Source organism: Lysobacter sp. A378, from assembly GCF_054052125.1.
On record NZ_JBSVRK010000002.1, the window covers coordinates 159,643 to 178,316 of the forward strand.

The 18,674-nt window shown below is 65.5% G+C and carries 16 protein-coding genes; 12 read left to right on the top strand and 4 right to left on the bottom strand.

Annotated features, from left to right (window positions below; all coding sequences use genetic code 11):
* Positions 1-38: 38 nt before the first annotated feature.
* Genes ACW7G1_RS06705 through ACW7G1_RS06715 form a run of 3 tightly spaced genes read left to right on the top strand, consistent with a single transcriptional unit; the run spans position 39 to position 1,818 of the window.
* The gene (locus tag ACW7G1_RS06705; RefSeq protein WP_456978992.1) at positions 39-929 is read left to right on the top strand and encodes an ATP-grasp domain-containing protein; all 891 of its coding nucleotides are present in this window, start codon (positions 39-41) and stop codon (positions 927-929) included.
* 47 nt (positions 930-976) lie between these two features.
* A complete protein-coding gene (locus ACW7G1_RS06710; RefSeq protein WP_456978993.1) occupies positions 977-1,237 on the top strand; it encodes a hypothetical protein in 261 nt (86 codons plus the stop codon).
* Positions 1,234-1,818: a hypothetical protein gene (locus ACW7G1_RS06715; protein ID WP_456978994.1), complete on the top strand. Its 585-nt coding sequence runs from the start codon at positions 1,234-1,236 to the stop codon at positions 1,816-1,818. Before ACW7G1_RS06710 ends, ACW7G1_RS06715 begins: the two co-directional genes overlap by 4 nt.
* Before the next feature lie 180 nt (positions 1,819-1,998).
* On the opposite strand, the gene ACW7G1_RS06720 is transcribed toward ACW7G1_RS06715, so the two are convergent.
* Both ACW7G1_RS06720 and ACW7G1_RS06725 read right to left on the bottom strand, forming a co-directional pair.
* Entirely contained in the window at positions 1,999-4,347 is a 2,349-nt protein-coding gene (locus ACW7G1_RS06720) for a membrane-bound PQQ-dependent dehydrogenase, glucose/quinate/shikimate family (protein WP_456978995.1), read from the bottom strand.
* Between the two features lie 300 nt (positions 4,348-4,647).
* Positions 4,648-6,162, bottom strand: coding sequence for a catalase (locus tag ACW7G1_RS06725; protein ID WP_456978996.1), 1,515 nt, complete (start codon positions 6,160-6,162; stop codon positions 4,648-4,650).
* Between ACW7G1_RS06725 and ACW7G1_RS06730 the strand changes: the two genes are divergently transcribed.
* Positions 6,161-6,310 (top strand): hypothetical protein, encoded by a 150-nt coding sequence (locus tag ACW7G1_RS06730; RefSeq protein WP_456978997.1) that lies wholly within the window; start codon positions 6,161-6,163, stop codon positions 6,308-6,310. The genes ACW7G1_RS06725 and ACW7G1_RS06730 overlap by 2 nt on opposite strands.
* A gap of 102 nt (positions 6,311-6,412) precedes the next feature.
* Here ACW7G1_RS06730 and ACW7G1_RS06735 read toward each other — a convergent pair whose 3' ends face one another.
* Positions 6,413-7,927 (bottom strand): aminotransferase class III-fold pyridoxal phosphate-dependent enzyme, encoded by a 1,515-nt coding sequence (locus ACW7G1_RS06735; RefSeq protein ID WP_456978998.1) that lies wholly within the window; start codon positions 7,925-7,927, stop codon positions 6,413-6,415.
* A 222-nt stretch (positions 7,928-8,149) separates the two neighbouring features.
* Between ACW7G1_RS06735 and queA the strand changes: the two genes are divergently transcribed.
* From queA to secF, 5 genes are all read left to right on the top strand, one after another.
* Complete coding sequence (gene queA / locus ACW7G1_RS06740) at positions 8,150-9,214, top strand: tRNA preQ1(34) S-adenosylmethionine ribosyltransferase-isomerase QueA (protein ID WP_456978999.1); 1,065 nt, start codon at positions 8,150-8,152, stop codon at positions 9,212-9,214.
* Positions 9,211-10,320, top strand: coding sequence for a tRNA guanosine(34) transglycosylase Tgt (gene tgt / locus ACW7G1_RS06745; RefSeq protein ID WP_456979000.1), 1,110 nt, complete (start codon positions 9,211-9,213; stop codon positions 10,318-10,320). Before queA ends, tgt begins: the two co-directional genes overlap by 4 nt.
* Positions 10,321-10,433: 113 nt before the next feature.
* Positions 10,434-10,769 (top strand): preprotein translocase subunit YajC, encoded by a 336-nt coding sequence (gene yajC / locus ACW7G1_RS06750; protein WP_456979001.1) that lies wholly within the window; start codon positions 10,434-10,436, stop codon positions 10,767-10,769.
* 57 nt (positions 10,770-10,826) lie between these two features.
* On the top strand, positions 10,827-12,692 hold the full coding sequence (gene secD / locus ACW7G1_RS06755) for a protein translocase subunit SecD (RefSeq protein WP_456979002.1): 1,866 nt from the start codon (positions 10,827-10,829) through the stop codon (positions 12,690-12,692).
* Positions 12,693-12,707: 15 nt separating this feature from the next.
* Complete coding sequence (gene secF, locus ACW7G1_RS06760; protein WP_456979003.1) at positions 12,708-13,673, top strand: protein translocase subunit SecF; 966 nt, start codon at positions 12,708-12,710, stop codon at positions 13,671-13,673.
* Positions 13,674-13,760: 87 nt separating this feature from the next.
* On the opposite strand, the gene ACW7G1_RS06765 is transcribed toward secF, so the two are convergent.
* Positions 13,761-14,591, bottom strand: a complete 831-nt coding sequence (locus tag ACW7G1_RS06765; RefSeq protein WP_456979004.1) for an inositol monophosphatase family protein — start codon at positions 14,589-14,591, stop codon at positions 13,761-13,763.
* 111 nt (positions 14,592-14,702) lie between these two features.
* Between ACW7G1_RS06765 and ACW7G1_RS06770 the strand changes: the two genes are divergently transcribed.
* The 3 genes from ACW7G1_RS06770 (at position 14,703) to ACW7G1_RS06780 (ending at position 18,673) form a co-directional block, all read left to right on the top strand.
* Positions 14,703-15,482: an RNA methyltransferase gene (locus ACW7G1_RS06770; protein WP_456979005.1), complete on the top strand. Its 780-nt coding sequence runs from the start codon at positions 14,703-14,705 to the stop codon at positions 15,480-15,482.
* 105 nt (positions 15,483-15,587) lie between these two features.
* Positions 15,588-16,505, top strand: coding sequence for a phosphate/phosphite/phosphonate ABC transporter substrate-binding protein (locus tag ACW7G1_RS06775; RefSeq protein ID WP_456979006.1), 918 nt, complete (start codon positions 15,588-15,590; stop codon positions 16,503-16,505).
* The gene (locus tag ACW7G1_RS06780) at positions 16,502-18,673 is read left to right on the top strand and encodes a putative bifunctional diguanylate cyclase/phosphodiesterase (protein ID WP_456979007.1); all 2,172 of its coding nucleotides are present in this window, start codon (positions 16,502-16,504) and stop codon (positions 18,671-18,673) included. The genes ACW7G1_RS06775 and ACW7G1_RS06780 overlap by 4 nt, the downstream gene beginning before the upstream one ends.
* Position 18,674: the final 1 nt, after the last annotated feature.

An 18,674-nucleotide genomic window follows, 5' to 3' on the forward strand; every position in this document is an offset into this window, starting at 1 on the left:
CGAAAATCGCCACGCATGCGCCACGTACCGGAGCACCGATGACCGAAGTCGCCATCCTCACCCCCGATCCCGCCGACCCCTCTTTCGCGGAGCTGTGGCCGGAGGTGTTGCACCGTCTCCAGAGCGCGCTGGAAACCAGCGGCGTGACCGCGACGCCGACACCATGGACGGCCCATGTCGATGACAGCAGCGGGTTGAAGCGGTTTGCGCTGGTCCTTCCGCTGATCGTGTGGGGCTACCATTACGATCACGCCCGCTGGCTTCACGCCTGCCGGACCTGGGACGCCGACGGGATCGCGCTGGCCAATCCTGCCGCAGTACTGGCCTGGAACTCGGACAAGCGTTATCTGGAGAGGCTGGGGCAACGGGACATCGCGACCCCGCCCACCCTCTGGACAGACCGGGTGACGCCGGCCCAGCTCGAGAAGGTATTCGCCGCCACCGGCGCGGAGCAGTTGATCGTCAAGCCGACCGTCTCCGGCGGTGGCTGGAAGACCCAGCGCCTGGGCCGCGGCGATCGTCTCCACGAAGCCCCTCACGATGTCCCCGCAGGCGCCGCGATGATCCAGCCGTACCTGCCGACCATCGAGACCGAAGGCGAAACCTCGCTGCTGTTCTTTGGCGGCCGCTTCAGCCATGCAGTCAACAAGCGCCCAGTGACGGGCGAGTTCCGCATCCAGGTGCAGTACGGCGGCATCTACACCGCACTGCCGGAACCCCCGGCCGGTGCGCTGGCGCTGGCCGAACAAACCCTCGCTGCGATCGACACGCCGCTGCTGTACGCACGCATCGACGTCCTGCCCGATACGGACGGCCGCTGGCTGCTGATGGAGGCCGAACTGATCGAGCCGGACTTCTATCTCGGCGCCGATCCACGGCAGGGCGCGGCGTTCGGCCGGGCCGTACAGGCCTGGCTCGAGAACGCCTGATCGTTTCGACGCTCCAAGGCCAATCTTCCACTCGTCGGTAACCCGCCATGCCCCACCTGCTGCGCAACGTGATTGCCGTCGTCGTCGGGTTCGTCGTCGGCCGTGCCGTCAACCTGGCACTCGTCACCCTCGGCCCGTCGCTGATTCCGCCGCCTGCGGGCGTGGACGTGGCCAGCGCCGAGGGCCTCGCCAGCGCCATCCATCTTTTCGAGCCGCGGCACTTCGTGATGCCGTTCCTGGCGCATGCCGTCGGCACGCTCGCCGGGGCGCGCCTGGAGGCGGGGAAGGCGGCGCCGGCAACGGCATGAAACCGACTTGGGAATGGGTCGCGCGCCTGGTGTCGATCCTGATCCACCCGGTGGTGGTGATGATGGTCGCAGCCGCCGTGGCCACTAATGCGGGCGGCCCGGCGCCGGGACGGGTGTGGCAGGCGTTGGGGCTCACGCTGGCGGCGGCCGCGGTGGTGATGATCTACAGCGTGCTGCAGACCCGCTCGGGCCGCTGGTCGCATATCGATGCCTCGCAACCGCACGAGCGCTCGCAACTCAACCGGTTCGCCGCATGGGTGCTGCTGGGGCTTGCGGCGATACTCGCGGCGGCCGGTTCGGATCGTGGTGTAGTCGCGGCGATCGGCTTGTCGGGGGTGATCGTGCTGGCCGGCCACGTGCTGCGCGGCCGGCTCAAGATCTCTTTGCATGTCGGGTTCGCGATGTTCGCGGCGTGCATCGTCTGGCCGCAGGCGGTGGCGTTCGCCGGGTTGCTTGCGGCCGCAGTGGTGGTGGCGTGGTCGCGGTTGGTACTGCGCCGACACCGGATTTCGGAAGTCCTCGTCGGTGCGGTGACAGGGCTGGCGTGCGGGGTGGCGTTCCAACTGGCGGTGAATGCGTAGCCGCCGGTAATCCCCCCGAATCGGGTTCCAGTGTCGATTCGGCGCGGGAGCTCCGGGCGCGGTGGTCACGCGCCGGATACAAAACGGCCCCGCATGACAGGCACGCGGGGCCGGGTGTTTCACAAGCCGGCGTCAATACGTGCGGGTGATCAGCCCTCGCCATGCCCACGGCAACCAGGATCAACGATCCGCCGAACCCTCCGGCAACGCATAGGCGATCACATAGTCGCCGCGGTCGGGCGAGGTGCGGGCACCGCCGGCGGTCACCACCACGTACTGGCGGCCGGTATCGGGCGAGACGTAGGTCATCGGTCCCGCCTGGCTGCCGACCGGCAACCGCGCCTTCCACAATTCCTTGCCGGTGCGGCCGTCGAGTGCGCGCAGGTAGTAGTCCTGGGTGCCGGCGAAGAACACCAGGCCGGACTGGGTAGCCAGCGAGCCGCCCAGGGTCGGCATGCCGACCGGGATCGGCAGATGCATCTTGATGCCCAGCGGGCCGGTGTCCTGCACGGTACCCAATGGCACCTGCCAGAGGATCTCGCGGCTGGCCAGGTCGATCGCGGTCATGGTGCCGAACGGCGGCTTCTGGCAGGGGATGCCGAGCTGCGAGAGGTAACGCTCGCGCATCGCACCGTAAGGCGTGCCGTCCTGCGGGACGATGCCCATCTCGATGCCGCTGGCGGAGGTCGGGACGTCCGCGCGCGGCACCATGTAGTTGGCCAGCCCCAGGCGCATGTCGTTGACGAACATGGTGTGGGTGGTCGGGTCGACCGAGACGCCGCCCCAGTTCATGCCGCCCAGCGAGCCGGGCATCTGCAGCGAGCGGTCCAGCCCCGGTGGGGTGTACACGCCCTCGTGGCGCAGTAACTTGAACTGGATCCGGCACAGCAGCTGGTCGAACGGGGTGGCGCCCCACATGTCGGATTCGACCAGGGTCTCGTTGCCGATCGAGGGCATGCCGACCGAGTACGGCTGGGTCGGTGAATAGCGCTCGCCGGGCAGGTTGCCCTGTGGCACCGGCTTTTCGACGACTTCGGCGATCGGCTCGCCGGTGACCCGGTTGAGCATGAAGATCTCGCCCTGCTTGGTGATCTGCACCAGCGCCGGCAGGGTGCCGCCGTTGCCGTCGGGCACGTCGTACAACAACGGCTGGGCCGGGATGTCGAAGTCCCACAGGTCGCGGTGGGTCATCTGGTAGTGCCAGCGCGGCCGGCCGGTGGCGACATCCACCGCGACCACCGCCGATGAATACTTGTCGTCGAGTTCGCTGCGATGGCCGGACCAGAAGTCGGGGGTGGCGTTGCCGGTCGGCAGGTACACCAGGCCGAGTGCGGGGTCGTAGGCCATCGCCGACCACACGTTGGGCGTGCCGCGGGTGTAGGTCTCGCCTTCGGGCGGGCGCAGGGTGGTGGCGGGGTTGCCCGGATCCCAGGCCCAGGCCAGCTCGCCGGTGACCGCGTGGTAGGCACGGACCACGCCGGGCGGTTCGCCGACCGAGAAGTTGTCGGCGACGCGGCCGCCGACGATCACCAGGTCGCCGGCCACCAGCGGGGTCGAGGTCTGCTGGTAGTAGCCGGGCTTGATCTGGCCCATGTCGATGCCGAGGTCGACCGTACCGTTGTCGCCGAAGTCCGCGCACGGTTGGCCGCTGTCGGCATCCAGGGCGATCAGGCGGGCGTCGATGGTGGGCAGGAACAGGCGCTTGCTGCAGTTCGCCGAGGCAAGGGCCGGGCGTCTGGCTGGATCGACGCTCGCCGATGCCGCGCCAGCCAGCTGCTCGTGGTAGCCGAGGCCGCGACAGCGCTGCCAGTTGGGCGCGGTGGCGTGCGGGTCGAACCGCCACGCCTCCTCGCCGGTGTCCACGTCCAGCGCCAACACCTTGCCGTAGGCGGTGCACACATACAGCGTGTCGCCGATCTGCAGCGGCGTGTTCTGATCCTCGGCACCAGAGCCGGTGCTCTCGGGGATGTCGCCCGTGCGCGCCGTCCACGCGACCTGCAGTTGGCCGACGTTGTCGCGGTTGATCTGGTCGAGCGCCGCGAAGTGCGTGCCGGCGGTCGTGTTGCCCCAATGCCGCCATTCCTTCTGTGCCGCCGCCGGCGATACCGGCGTCACCGCCGGATACGGACCGCTGGCCTGCACCATCGGGCTCGGCTGGAACGCCCGGATGGCAGTGGCGAGCAGGGCCACGGCGAGCACGGCGGCGACGACCCAAACGCCGCGATTGCGGGTACCCGTCAGCGCGGGCCAGGCCAGCGCGACCAGCAGGCTCAGCACGCCGAACGCGAACAGCCGCGAGACCAAAGGCCAGAACTCCAGGCCCACGTCCCACAGCGCCCAACCGAGCGTCGCCAGCATCACCAACGCATACAGCCAGGTGCCGGCGGCCCGGCGGCGGAACATCAGCACCGCCGCGACCACCAGGCCGATGCCCGCGAGCACGAAATACGGACTGCCGCCGAGCATCAGCAGTCGGCCGCCGCCGATCGCCATGAACGCCCCGCACAGCAGCACCAGGATGGCGGCCACGTAGGCAGGCCAAGCCCGGGGTGAAGTTGCTTGCGCTGAAATACCCACGGTGGACTCCGGCAGTGAGAGTAGTTGTGTGCGTGAGCCTACTACGCGGAATTGACCAACGGCTTTCCGCCCTGCGCTGAAACCCTACCGGATGTCCGTGACCTGGATGACGCCACGGGCATACAAAACGGCCCCGCGTGACTGGCACGCGAGGCCGGGGTGTTGCGATCGGTCTGGTCGCAATCGGTCGTGTTGCGGCGGCCTTGGCCGAGACCGCTTCACGAGCTGGCGATCATGCATACGAGCCGGTGATCAGCCCTCGCCCATGCCCTCGGCCGGTGCCGGCGCGCTGCCGGAACGGACCTTGTCCTCGATCTGCTGGCCGGTCGCGGGGTCGACGTTCTTCCAGTATTCGAACGCGCGTTCCAGCACCGGGCTGCGGACGCCGCCGAGCAGACTGCCGGCGACCTGATCGACAAACTGCGCGCGCTGGGCATCGTTCCAGACCTCGCGCACCAAGGTGCCGGGCTGGCCGAAGTCGTCGTCCTCCGCGTGCAGGGTGTAGGCGCTGCGGACCATCTCGCCGTCGGTCTCCCAGCCGTCTGCCACCGGGCCGGTTTCATCGGCCCAAGTGCGGCCGCCGCTGTTGGGTGCGTACACCGGCGCGTTGCCGCTGTGGTGGTAGGTCATCTGGCCGTCGAACATGTACGTGTTGACCGGCACCTTGGGCTGGTTGACCGGCAGCTGGTGGAAGTTGGTGCCGATTCGGTGGCGCTGGGCGTCGGCGTAGGCGAACGCGCGACCGAGCAGCATCTTGTCCGGCGACAGGCCGATGCCCGGCACCGTGTTGCCCGGCGAGAACGCGGCCTGCTCGATCTGGGCGAAGAAGTTCTCCGGGTTGCGGTTCAGGGTCATGGTGCCGACCTTGATCAGCGGATAGTCCTTGTGCGACCAGGTCTTGGTCAGGTCGAACGGATTGAAGCGGTAGCTCTTCGCGTCCGCGTACGGCATGACTTGCACCGACAGGATCCAGCTGGGGTGCTCGCCGCGTTTGATCGCGTTGAACAGGTCGCCGCGGTGGAAGTCGGCGTCCTGGCCCGCCATCGTGGAAGCTTCCGCGTTATTGAAGAACGCCATGCCCTGCTCGGTGTGGAAGTGGTACTTGACCCAGAACTTCTCGCCGGCAGCGTTGATCCACATATAGGTGTGCGAGCCGTAGCCGTTCATGTTCCGCCAGGTGCGCGGCAGGCCACGCTCGCCCATCAGGTAGGTGACCTGGTGCGCGGTCTCGGGATTGTTGGTCCAGAAGTCCCACTGCATGTGGTTGTCGCGCAGGCCGGAGTCGGGCAGGCGCTTCTGGCTGCGGATGAAGTGGGGGAACTTCATCGGGTCGCGGACAAAGAACACCGGCGTGTTGTTGCCGACCAGGTCGTAGTTGCCCTCATCGGTGTAGAACTTCAGCGAGAAGCCGCGTACGTCGCGCCAGGTGTCGGGGCTGCCCATCTCGCCGGCGACGGTGGAGAAGCGCGCCAGCATGTCGGTCGACGCGTCCTTCTGGAACAGCGCCGCCTTGGTGTACTTCGAGACATCCTCGGTGGTCTGGAGCACGCCGAACGCACCCGCGCCCTTGGCGTGCGGCTGGCGCTCGGGCACCTTCTCGCGGTTGAAGTGCGCCATCTGCTCCAGGAAGTGCACGTCGTGCAGCAGGATCGGACCGTCGGCGCCGATGCTCAGCGAGTTGCGGTCGCTCGGGGCGGGCGCGCCGGCACCGGTGGTCGATCCGCTGTTGGGCGCACTGCTGTTGGACGTGTTGTCGGAACGGGTCATGGTCGTCTTCCTCATGTCGATGGTCAGCGCCGCATTGGGACGGATCCAGGCGGCTTGGCTTGGTGTTGCCAACGAGTCTGCCTCGCGCGCCATTGATATGCCATTCGATTATCTCGATCAAAGCGATAGGCAAACCGCACGACTCTAGCTACGAGCGATCAAAAATTTCAATCGTATTGATGCTGGCGTGAAAAAGCCGGGTTGCCCCGGCTTTTTCAGTACGCGCTTGCAGTGTCTGACGTGGTGGCGGTCAGGCTACCGCGGCCTGATTGAGGCGAGGGCCTTCCTTGAGGGCGCGGCTGACCATGCTGACCAGCAGGTCGATCTCGGCGCTGGTGACGGTGAAGGTCGGGGTGAAACGCAGCGAGTTGGCGCCGCCGTGGATCACGCCGATGCCGTGCTCACGCAGCCACTCTTCGGTGGAATCGGTGCCGAAGCACTTGAAGTCGTCGGACAGCTCACACGAGAACAGCAGGCCGGTGCCCTGGACCTTGGTGATCATCCCGCCCAGCGAATCCTTGAGCGCCTCCAGCTTCTGGATCGCCTCGGCGCCGCGGGCGCGGATGGTCTCGCGCAGGGCCGGAGTAACCGTTTCCAGCACCGCGCAGGCCGTGTCCAGCGCGCGCGGGTTGGTGGTCATGGTGTTGCCGTACAAGCCCTTTTTGTAGGCATTCGCGGCCACCTCGTTGACCGCCAGAACCGACAAGGGGTACTGGCCGGCGTTGAGCGCCTTGGAGTAGGTCTCCATGTCGGGCGCATCGACGCCCTCGAAGCCGGGGTAATCAACGATCGACAACACGCCGTTGGCGCGCAGTCCGGCCTGGATCGAGTCGACCAGCAGCAGCGCGCCATGGGCCTTGGTCAGCGCGCGGGCGGCATTGTAGAAGTCAACCGGTACGCTGCGGCCCGGGTCGCCTTCGCCCATTACCGGCTCCAGGAACATCGCCTCGATGAACCAGTTGTTGGCGTCGGCATCGGCGAACGCCTGCTTCAGCGCGTCGATGTCGTAGGGCGCGATCACGATCACGCTGTTCTCGCCGCGGTAGCTGGCCAGGTACTGCTCGTAGGCCTTGCGCGAGGAATTGGAGTACAAGCCCGGACCCTCGGTGCGGCCATGGAAACCACCCTTGACCACGACCCGCTTGATGGTGGTGCGACCGGCGTACCGGCCGCCTTCGTCGGTCATGACCTTGGCATTGGCATCGGCGATGCGGGCCGCCAGCGTGACCGATTCGGAACCTGAGTTCAGGCACATGAAGCTCGCGTACGGACAGTCGCGGCCCAAGCCGATCGCTTCACGCAGCAAGGTGCTAAAGCGCAGCTGGGACAGGTTCGGAGTCATGATGTTGGCCATCGCCTGCGGCTTGGCCATCGCCTCCAGCACCTTGACCGGCGCGTGGCCGAAACCCAGCATGCCGTAGCCGCCCGAGTCATGCAGCACCGCGCCCTTCAGGGTCACGATCCACGGCCCGCGTGCGGTGAGGGCGATATAGGGATTGACCGCGTCGTCCTGGTAGAAGTTGATGAAACCCGCCTGCATGGCGTGGGTCTGGGCATCCTCGTCGAGCTCGAGCAGGTCGGCGAAATCACCCTTGACGCGGTGGTATTCGGCGACCGCGGCATCGACCGCCTCGATCAGGTCGGCATCGGTGGAAAAACTGGCCAGAACAGCATCGTCCAGGCCGATGGTACGGCGCGAGCCGGCGTGGGCGCGCAGTGGCGCAAGTTTGCTGACAATGGCGTTGCCGTTGGTGGTGCTGGACATCGGTGTTGTTCCTCCACGGGGTCGATTGCGGTGTCGAAAGTAGCCCGGCATAAGCGCTCAGGAGTTCAACACGAGGGTGTTTTTCGTTTTGATTCAATTAGTTGCATGATTCTATCATGCCGGCCGTATTGGGCATAACCCCCACCGTCGTTACACTATGCGGCCGGCGCGGGTGGGTTGTCACCGCGCCCGTCTGCCCGAAAGTCGCCTCGAAGATCCGCCTTGAAAAAATCCGATTTCCATTATGCGTTGCCGCAGGCGCTGATTGCCCAGGCGCCGTTGCCCGAACGCTCGTCGAGCCGATTGCTGCTGGTGCCGCCAGAGCCGGGTGGCATCGAAGACCACATATTCCACCAACTGCCCGATCTGCTTGCGCCTGGCGACCTGCTGGTGTTCAACGATACCCGGGTGATTCCGGCGCGCCTGTTCGGGCAGAAGGCAACCGGTGGCCGGGTCGAGATTTTGATCGAGCGGTTGCTGGGTGGCGATGAGGCGCGCGCGCAACTGGGCGTCAGCAAGTCACCCCGGCCGGGCGCGCGGATCGCCCTGGATGCGGGTGGGGACGTCGAAGTGCTGGGGCGTGATGGCGAGTTCTATCGCCTGCGGTTCCATGTCGGGCAATCGCTGGAGCAATGGCTGCTGCACGCAGGCCAGTTGCCATTGCCGCCCTATATCCAGCGTGCTCCGGGCGCGGATGATGCCGAGCGCTACCAGACCGTGTTCGCACGCGAGACCGGCGCAGTCGCCGCGCCCACCGCAGGGCTGCACTTCGACCAGCCGTTGCTGGAGCGGCTGGCCGCGCGGGGCGTGGATTCCGGCCACGTCACCCTGCATGTGGGCGCGGGCACGTTCCAGCCGGTGCGGGTTGACGACCTGGACCAGCACGTGATGCACAGCGAGTGGCTGAATGTCGGCGCTGGGCTGGTCGGGCAGGTGCGGCGCACGCGCGCTGCCGGGGGCCGGGTGATTGCGGTCGGTACCACGGTGGTGCGCGCGCTGGAGACGGCAATGCGAGTTACCGAGGCCAATCCCGGGGGCGAGTTGCGTCCTTATGCCGGCGAGAGCCGGTTGTTCATCCTGCCCGGCTACAGGATCCGCTCGGTCGATGCGATGGTCACCAACTTCCATTTGCCCGAGAGCACCTTGCTGATGATGGTGTCCGCGTTCGCCGGGAAGGATCGGGTGTTTGCGGCCTACGCGCATGCGATCCGCGAGCGCTACCGGTTCTTCTCCTACGGCGACGCGATGCTGCTGTGGCCCGAGCGCACCACCGAGCAGCAGCCATGAGCCGCATGTCCTTCGAACTGCTCGGCACCGACGGCGCCGCGCGCCGCGGCCGGTTGGATTTTCCGCGCGGCACAGTCGAGACCCCGGCGTTCATGCCGGTCGGCACCTACGGCACGGTCAAGGGCGTGTTTCCCGATGACATCCACGGGTTGGGTGCGCAGATCATCCTGGGCAACACGTTTCACCTGTACCTGCGGCCAGGCCTCGAGGTGATCGAGGCACATGGCGGCCTGCACGGTTTCACGCGGTGGGATGGCCCGATCCTGACCGACTCCGGTGGCTTCCAGGTGTTCTCGCTGGCGCACAAACGCAAGATCACCGAGGCCGGGGTGACGTTCGCCGCGCCCATCGACGGCCGCAAGGTGTTCCTGGGACCCGAGGAGAGCATGCACATCCAGAAGGTGCTCGGCTCGGACATCGTGATGATCTTCGACGAGTGCACGCCGTACCCGGCGACGCCGGATGTCGCGAAAAAGTCGATGGAACTGAGCCTGCGCTGGGCCGAGCGTTCCCGCAAAGCCCACGACGGCAACGATGCGGCGTTGTTCGGCATCGTCCAGGGTGGGGTCCACCACGACCTGCGTACACGCTCGGCGGAAGGACTCAAGCAGATCGGCTTCGACGGCTACGCGATCGGCGGCCTGGCGGTCGGCGAGCCGGAGCATGAGCGCAACGCGATGCTTGAGCACACCTGTCCGCAATTGCCTGCCGACCGTCCGCGCTACTTGATGGGCGTGGGGCGGCCGGAGGATCTGGTCGAAGGTGTGGCGCGCGGCATCGACATGTTCGATTGCGTGATGCCGACCCGCAACGCACGCAACGGCCACTTCTTCACCTCGACCGGCACGGTGCGCATCCGCAACGCGAAATACGAGCACGACCTGCGGCCGATCGAGGAGGGTTGCGACTGCCGCGCCTGCGCCGGCGGCTTCACCCGCAGCTACCTGCGCCACCTGGACCGTTGCAACGAGATGCTCGGGCCGATGTTGGGTACGCTGCACAACCTGCGCTACTACCAGCGGCTGATGGCGCAGATGCGCGAGGCAATCGGGCAGGGAACCTTTGCTGCGTTCAGGGAGTCTTTTTATCTCGCGCGTCAGCCGTAGTGGCGTGCAAGCCCCATTTCAACCGGTTTCAACCCGTCTCACGACCAGGCAAGTGGTATGTGCCCTGCCGTGACATAATCCCCGGCTAATTTCAGCCTTTACGGAATTTCCACATGAACCTGCTTGATCTCCTGATTGCTCCCGCCCATGCAGCCGCTGCGCCGGCGGCTGGCGGCTTTGGAATGTCCTTGCTGTTCCCGATCCTGCTGATCGGCGTCATGTACTTCCTGATGATCCGTCCGCAGATGAAGCGCGCCAAGGAGCACAAGGCAATGCTCGGCCAGTTGGCCAAGGGCGACGAAGTGCTGACCAACGGCGGCATGGCCGGCGTGGTGACCGAGCTGGGAGAGAACTTCATCACCGTGGAGGTCGCCGACAACGTGCGCATCCGCGTGCAGAAGGGATCGATTGCGAACGTATTGCCCAAGGGCACCTTGAAGTCGGCCTGATCGGCCAACACTACTTTTGACGTCTGGTGGCCGGGGTGGTCGCCGCAGGGGCAATCGATGCTGACTTACGCGCGCTGGAAATACGTTGTACTGGTGCTGGCCATCGTGTTGAGCACGCTGTACGCGTTGCCCAACCTTTACCAGAAGGATCCCTCGGTACAGGTCACCGCCAGCCGCGGTGCACCCGTCGACCAGGCACTGGCCGACCGGGTAAGCAGCACGCTTGAGAAGGCGGGCATCCCGGTCAAGCAAGTCGAGCTGGCCGGTGACAACCTGCTGGTGCGCCTGCCTGGCACCGAGCTGCAAACCAGGGCCGCCGATGCACTGGCGCCGGTGCTGGGCAGCGACTACGTGACCGCGCTCAACCTGGCGTCCACCGTCCCCGGCTGGCTCACCGCCATCGGTGCCGACGGCATGCTGTTGGGCCTGGACTTGCAGGGCGGCGTGCACTTCCTGATGCAGGTCGACCAGAAGGCGGCGCTGGACAAGCACATGGAAGCCATCGTCGAGGACACCCGGGTGGTGTTGCGCGATAGCCGGGTGCGTTACGAGTCGGTGACCCGCCGGCCCGATAATTCCATCGTGGTACGTCTGGCCGACGCGGCCGACGCTGCCAATGCGCTCAACAAGATCCGCGCCAGCCAGCCGGCGCTGCAGTTGAATCAAGATGACCGGACCCTGACGCTGACGGTGCCCGACGCCGAGTTGCAGCGGATGATGGCCGACGCGCTGACCCAGAACCTGGGCACTTTGCGCAACCGCATCAACGCATTGGGCGTGTCCGAGCCGCTGATCCAGCGCCAGGGCAATGACCGGATCGTGGTTGAATTACCGGGCGTGCAGGACACCGCCCAGGCCAAGCGCATCATCGGTGCCACCGCCACCTTGGAATACCGCGCCGTGGTTGAAGGCAACGCGTATGACGCGCTCGCCTCGGGCAACGTGCCGCCGCAGGCCAAGGTCTATTACCGCAAGGAGCTCGGTCCGGATGGCAAGCCGGTGCCGATCCTGCTCAACAAGCGTGTGATCGCCTCGGGTGACCAGTTGATTGGCGCTACCTCGGGGATGGATCCGCAATCCGGCACACCGTCGGTCTCGGTCCGGTTGGACAGTGCCGGTGGGCAGCGCATGTTCGACTTCACCAGCGAGAACGTGGGCAAGCCGATGGGCGTGGTCTACATCGAGCGTATCCCCGAGGTACGCATGGTTGATGGCGAAGAGGTGCGCAGCACCCGGGTCAGCGAGCAGGTGATCTCGGTGGCCAACATCAACGGCGTGTTCGGCAAGGAGTTCCAGACCACCGGGCTGGACAGCAGCAAGGAAGCGGCGGATCTGGCGCTGCTGCTGCGCTCGGGCTCGCTGGCCGCACCGATGGACTTCGTCGAGGAGCGCATCGTCGGTCCCAGCCTGGGTCGGGAAAACATCACGCGGGGTCTGACTGCGGTGAGCTATTCGTTCACCTTCGCGCTGGTGTTTTTCCTGGTGTACTACCGCATGTTCGGGCTGATCACCTGCCTGGCGTTGCTGCTCAATATCCTGATGCTGGTCGCGGTGATGTCGCTGTTCGGGGCCACGCTGACCTTGCCTGGCCTGGCCGGTATCGCGTTGACGGTCGGCCTGTCGGTGGATGCAAACGTGCTGATCAACGAGCGAATACGCGAAGAGCTACGTGACGGGATGCCGCCCAAATCGGCGATCGTCGCCGGCTACGAGAAAGCCACCGGGACCATCATGGATGCCAACCTGACCGCAATCCTGGCCGGCGTGGCGCTGTTCGCCTTCGGTACCGGTCCGGTGAAGGGCTTTGCGGTGGCGTTGATCGTAGGCATCGCGACATCGATGTACACGGCGGTGTCGGGTTCGCGGGCGATGGCCACGCTGATCTACGGCAAGCGCAACAAGCTCAAGTCCCTTGCGATCTGACGGCGGGAAACGATCATGAAACAACTCAACCTCATCCCGGTAAACGTCAACATCGACTTCCTGCGCCTGCGCACTGCAGCGTTTTCGTTGTCGATCATTCTGCTGTTGGTATCGGTCGGGTCGATCGTGTTCAACGGCTTCAACTTCGCGCTGGACTTCACCGGCGGTACCGTCACCGAGTTGCGTTTCGAGCAACCGATCGACATCAACGATGCGCGTACCCGGCTTGCGGACGCCGGGTACGGCGATGCCGAGGTGCTCAGCTTTGGCTCGGGCAACGATATCCTGGTTCGCTTGCAATCGGAGCAGGAAGGCGAAGACGAGGCTGCCCAGATTGACTCGCGGACGGCCCAGGCCATCACCAAGGCCGTGTCAACGCCTGAGAATCCCGGCAGGGTGATGCGCAGTGACTTCGTCGGTCCGCAGGTCGGCAAGGAGCTGGCGCTCAATGGGATCTGGGCGGTGATCTTCGTCGTGGTCGGCTTCCTGATCTATATCTCGATGCGGTTCGAGAAAAAATTCGCGGTCGCTGCCGTGATTGCGTCGCTGCAGGACGTGGTGCTCGTCACCGGCTGGTTCGCGTTGAGCGGCCACGAGTTCGACCTGACGGTGCTGGCGGGCATCCTGTCGGTGCTGGGGTTCTCGATCAACGACACCATCGTGGTGTTCGATCGAATCCGTGAGAATTTCCGAACCATGCGCGCCGACCCGCGCACGATCATCAATGCCTCCATCAACGAGACATTGTCCCGCACGATCATCACCTCGGTGGTCGCGTTCCTGACCGTGCTGGCGTTGTATCTGTACGGTGGCGGCTCCCTGCGGGGCATGGCCGAGTCGATGATGATCGGCGTGGTCGTGGGCACCTTGTCGTCGATCTTCGTGGCGTCCCCGCTGCTGACCATCGGCTTCCTGAAGATCACCAAGCAGGACCTGATGCCCAAGGCCAAGAACGACGAAGCGTTGGCCCGGCGACCGTAACCGTGCGATTGCCCCCACGAAAAAGGCCGCGGATTCCGCGGCCTTTTTCGTGGGTGTTCATTGTTCATTCGTCCGTGCGGTTTTGACTCAATCAAACGCGGCCGCATAACCGGTATTGACGATGCGCTGCTGCAACAGTCCGGTGACCTTGATGTTGCCGGCCAGCAGCGGCCGCGGATCCACGCCCCGTGCGTCCATCGGGCCGGTGGTGCGGTCGCGGAAGTCGCTGATCTTGCCACCCGCCTCACGCACCATGAGTGCGCCAGCGGCGATATCCCACGGCTTCAGGCCGGCCTCGAAGTAGGCATCGGCGCGGCCACAGGCCACGTACGCCAGATCGAGCGCGGCGGAGCCGCTGCGGCGGATGTCCTCGATCTCGGTGAATAGCGTATCGATGCATTTGAGCTGTGCGCTGGCACGGGCGCGCTCGCGCGGGGCAAACCCGGTGAGGATCATGGCCCCGGTCAGGTCCTTGCGGTCAGAGACCCGTACGCGTTTGTCGTTGAGCGTGGTGCCGCTGCCGCGACTGGTGGTGAACAGCTCATTGCGCAGCGGGTCGAAAATCACCCCGTGGACCGGCTCGCCGGCCTCGACCAGCGCGATGGATACGCAAAAGTGCGGGATCCCGCGCAGGTAGTTGCTGGTGCCGTCCAGGGGGTCAATCACCCAGGTGAAGCGGGAGCTCCCGCTCTTGGGCTTGATCAGCCCTCCCTCTTCGCCAAGGATCGCGTAGTCCGGGGTGGCGCGGCGGAACTCCTTGATGATTTCCTTCTCGGCCAGCTCGTCGACTTCGCTGGCGAAGTCCATGCGGTCCTTCTCGACCACGTTCAACGCATCCAGCTTGTACATGTGGCGCAACAGCACATTGCCGGCGGAGCGGGCGGCCTTGACCATGAGGGTGACGGCGGGTTTCTGCATGGCAAACGGCCTCGGGCGAAAGAGGTGAAGGAAGGGTTGACAAGGGAAAAGAGCAGCCGGCGATGACACGGATGGAGACCGTGGCCGGCCGGGAAGTTTACCATTGCCGTCATGACTACCACGCGCATTGCCGAACACGCTCCGCTTCCCGTCGCCCATCGCATCCGTATCGTGCTGGTCGGGACCCAGCATCCGGGCAACATCGGCTCGGCGGCTCGCGCGCTGAAAACCATGGGGCTGGCCCGTCTGGTCCTGGTCGCGCCGGAAAAATTGCCCAACGGGGACTCGTTCGCGCTGGCGGCCGGTGCCGACGACTTGCTGTCTGCCGCGGTGGTCTGCGGCAGCCTGGCGGAGGCTGTTGCCGACTGCCGGCTGGTAGTCGGCTGTACCGCGCGTACCCGTCGCATAATGTTGCCCGAGTTGCTGCCTGCCGCAGGGGCCCAGCGCCTGGTGTCCCGGGCGGCGGCCGATGAGGAAGTCGCGCTGGTGTTCGGCCGTGAGCGTACCGGCCTGGACAACGACGAGTTGCAGCTGTGCCATGCCGCGGTGCATATCCCCGCCAACCCGGACTACAGCTCGTTGAACCTGGCGGCCGCGGTGCAGGTGCTGACCTATGAGGTGCGGTTGGCGCTGCTGGCCGCCTCCGGACCGTCTGTAGCGGACGAAGCTCATCAGTTGCCTGCATCGCACGCCCAGATGGAGGGCTTTTTCACCCAGTTGGGCGAGACGCTGGATGCGATCGATTTCCACAAGGGCCGGGCGCCGGCATCGGCAATGCGCAAGCTGCGCCGATTGTTCATGCGCGCAAGCCTGGATGAGCCGGAGGTGCGCTTGTTGCGCGGGGTATTGGCGGATGCCACCCGCATGGCAACCCTGGCGGGAAAGCGATGAGTGCAGCCGGCACGCTGAGGGCGCGCGTCGAGGGTGGCGAGCAGGATTTTCGGGCTATCCTGTGACATTGCCTCGGGTTGGCCGGCTTACTGTGCGAGTTCTGCAGTGATCGCAACGCTTCAGCGGGCCGTATTGGCTCTGCTGGTCGTGTTCGGATGCGCGTTGTCGCCGGCAATGGCGGACGACGGTGTGCTGGTGTTGGGCCGGATCAGCGACGATCCGGCGACCCACTACGAGCAGCTCAAGCCGTTGCTGGACTATGTGGTGCCCCGGATGGCTGACGTGGGGATCCGTGAGGGCAGCGTACTCATGGCGCGTGATGCCCAGCAGATGGCCAGCTATATGCGCCGCGGCCGGGTCGACTGGGTCACCGAGACCGCCGGGTCCGGCATGTTGCTGCGCGAGCGTGCCGGCGCCCAGCCCCTGGTCTTGACCGAGCGTGGCGGCCACAGTCAATACCACAGCGTGTTCTTCGTCCGGCGTGACAGCGGCATCACCGGCCTGGACGGCTTGCGCGGGCATTGCATCGCCTTCCAGCGGCCGTCCTCCACCAGTGCCTATTTTGTCCCGGCAGGCGAGTTGCTGGGGCTCGGAATCACATTGGAGATACTGCTTTCCCCGACCGATTCGATCGATTCCGACGCGCTGGGCTACCTGTTCGCGCGTTCGGAGCGAAACATCGCGACCTGGGTGCATAAACGGGTGGTCGATGCCGGGGTGATGAGCAACCTGGATTGGGACAACCCGGAGCGGATGCCCAAGGCCTTCCGACGCGACCTGTTGGTGATCGGCCGCACACCGGACTACCCGCGTGCGGTCGAGATGCTGCGCCCGGACATGGACCCGGCGGTGCGGGCACGGCTCAAGGAAGTGCTGCTGGGCGCGGCCAGCGATCCGTCCGCCAGCGCCGCGCTACGGCAATTTTTCGGGACTACGGGGTTCTTGCCGATCGACACCAAATCCCGCCATGCGCTGGATCACATCCAGTCCGGCGTCCGCCACGTACGGGCCAAGGTCGAATGAAGCCATTGCGTTTCAAGCCGGCTTACGGGCTGCAGGCGAGGGTCGCATCGCTGATGCTGGTCGCGATGGTAGTGCTGGTGGCGCTGATCGCGTTGTTGTTGCACCGCCAGAACCGCACCCAGTACGAGGTCGAGGCAGCCAGCCGGGCGGCGATGCATTCCATGACCATCGAGACGCTGCATCGACGGGCGGAAGGGATGGTCGGGCCATTGGCGGAGTCGCTGGCGAACCCGCTTTATTACCACGACCTGGACCAGGTCGGAGCGCTCATCGGCGACGCGTTGCGCCAGCCCGGCATTGCCTACGTCACTGTCTTCGATGAAGACGGCAACGTCCTGCACGACGGCAGTGACGAGATCCCCGGTTACGGTCGGCACATGAGCGATCCATTGGCGGCACAGGCCATTGCAACGACGGCGCTGCATACACAGTTCAGCGACACAATCATGGAGGTGTCGGCGCCGATCCTGGTCGGCCGCAATCGCCTGGGCGGGGTCCGTATCGGGTACGACCTCGACGTCGTGCGCGGGTACCAGGAACGTGGGGCAGCCAGCTTGCGCCAGAGCCTGTCGGAACTGGGTCGGCGGCAGTTGTTCTGGATTGGCCTGCTGGGTGTCGCGGTGCTGGCCCTGGGCGGCGTCACGTTGTGGTCGATCCATCGCTGGCTGGTACGTCCTATCCGCCAGCTGGCCGATTCAGCGCGTGCGATCGAGGGTGGGGCATTCGGAACACAGGTGCCGGCCAGTGATCGCAACGACGAGCTTGGCGACCTGATGCGCGCGTTCTCGCGGATGAGCGAGAGTATCGCCTGCCATGACCGCGACATCCGCAAGATGGCCTATACCGACGCGCTGACCGGCCAGGCCAACCGCCTCGCTTTCCGGGAGGCGCTGGACCAGCGCCTGGTGCAGTTGCGTGGCTCGGGCCGACAGCTGGCGTTGTTGTTCGCCGATATTGATGACTTCAAGCGGGTCAACGACACCTTGGGCCATGACGTCGGGGACGAGGTATTGCTGGAGGTCTCCAATCGCATCCGCAAGGTTGTCGCGCGGGTGGCCGGCGAGCAGGCCCTGGTGGCACGCTTTGGTGGTGATGAGTTCCTGGTGCTGCTTGAGGCGGCTGATGGGGACCAGTTGCGCGCCGTCGCCAGCGAGTTGGCAGAAATGCTGGTGGAGCAGGTCGCGATCCCCTTGCCACTACGGGCCAGCGATGTCTTCCTCGGGATTTCCATCGGTATCGGCCTGTTTCCGCAGGATGCGGCCGGCGCCGCGACCCTGATGAAAATCGGTGATATCGCGATGTACCAGGCCAAGGCCGCGGGCAAGAACTGCATCCGCTACTACAGCCGGACGATGAATCAGGCGGTGGAGCGGCGGCTGCATCTGGAAGCGGAGTTGCGTGATGCCTGGGACCGCGGGGAGCTCAGCCTGGTGTACCAACCGATCTTCCAGCTCGCCGATGGCATCCTGGTCGGAGCGGAGGCATTGCTGCGCTGGAACCATCCGGAGCTGGGATCCATTGCTCCGTCGGTATTCATCGAGGTCGCCGAACAGAGCGGGCTGATAGAAACCATCGGGCCGCTGGTCATGGAGGTCGCCTGTCGGGACGCCGTTCACTGGCAATCGATGTCGGCCAGTGGGGAGCCGCTGTTCGTGTCGGTCAATGTCTCGCCACGGCAGCTGCGTCGTGGCGACTTGCCGCACGTGGTCGCCGCGGCGCTGGGAGATAGCGGGTTGCCCCCGCAACAGCTGCATGTCGAGTTGACCGAAACCGCGATGATCGGTGATGAGGCGCATGCGAGCGAGATGTTGCATCAACTGCGCGCACGCGGGGTGCGTGTCTGGCTGGACGATTTTGGAACCGGCTTCTCCGGCCTGAGCCATCTGCGACGGGTGCCGATCGATGGCGTCAAGATCGATCGCAGCTTCGTAGCGGACATCCTGCATGACCCCGACGACCTTGCCTTGACCACCGCGATCATCGCGATGGCGCATTCGTTGGGAATTCCGGTGGTCGCAGAAGGCGTGGAGACGGAAAGCCAGTACGCGTTGTTGCGCGAGCGTGGCTGCAACCTGGCCCAGGGGTACTGGCTGGGGCACCCGATGGCCCTGGAAGCATTCCATGAGATGTTGCGGGCGCAGCCGCCTATGGCATCGGGCCTGGGCTAGC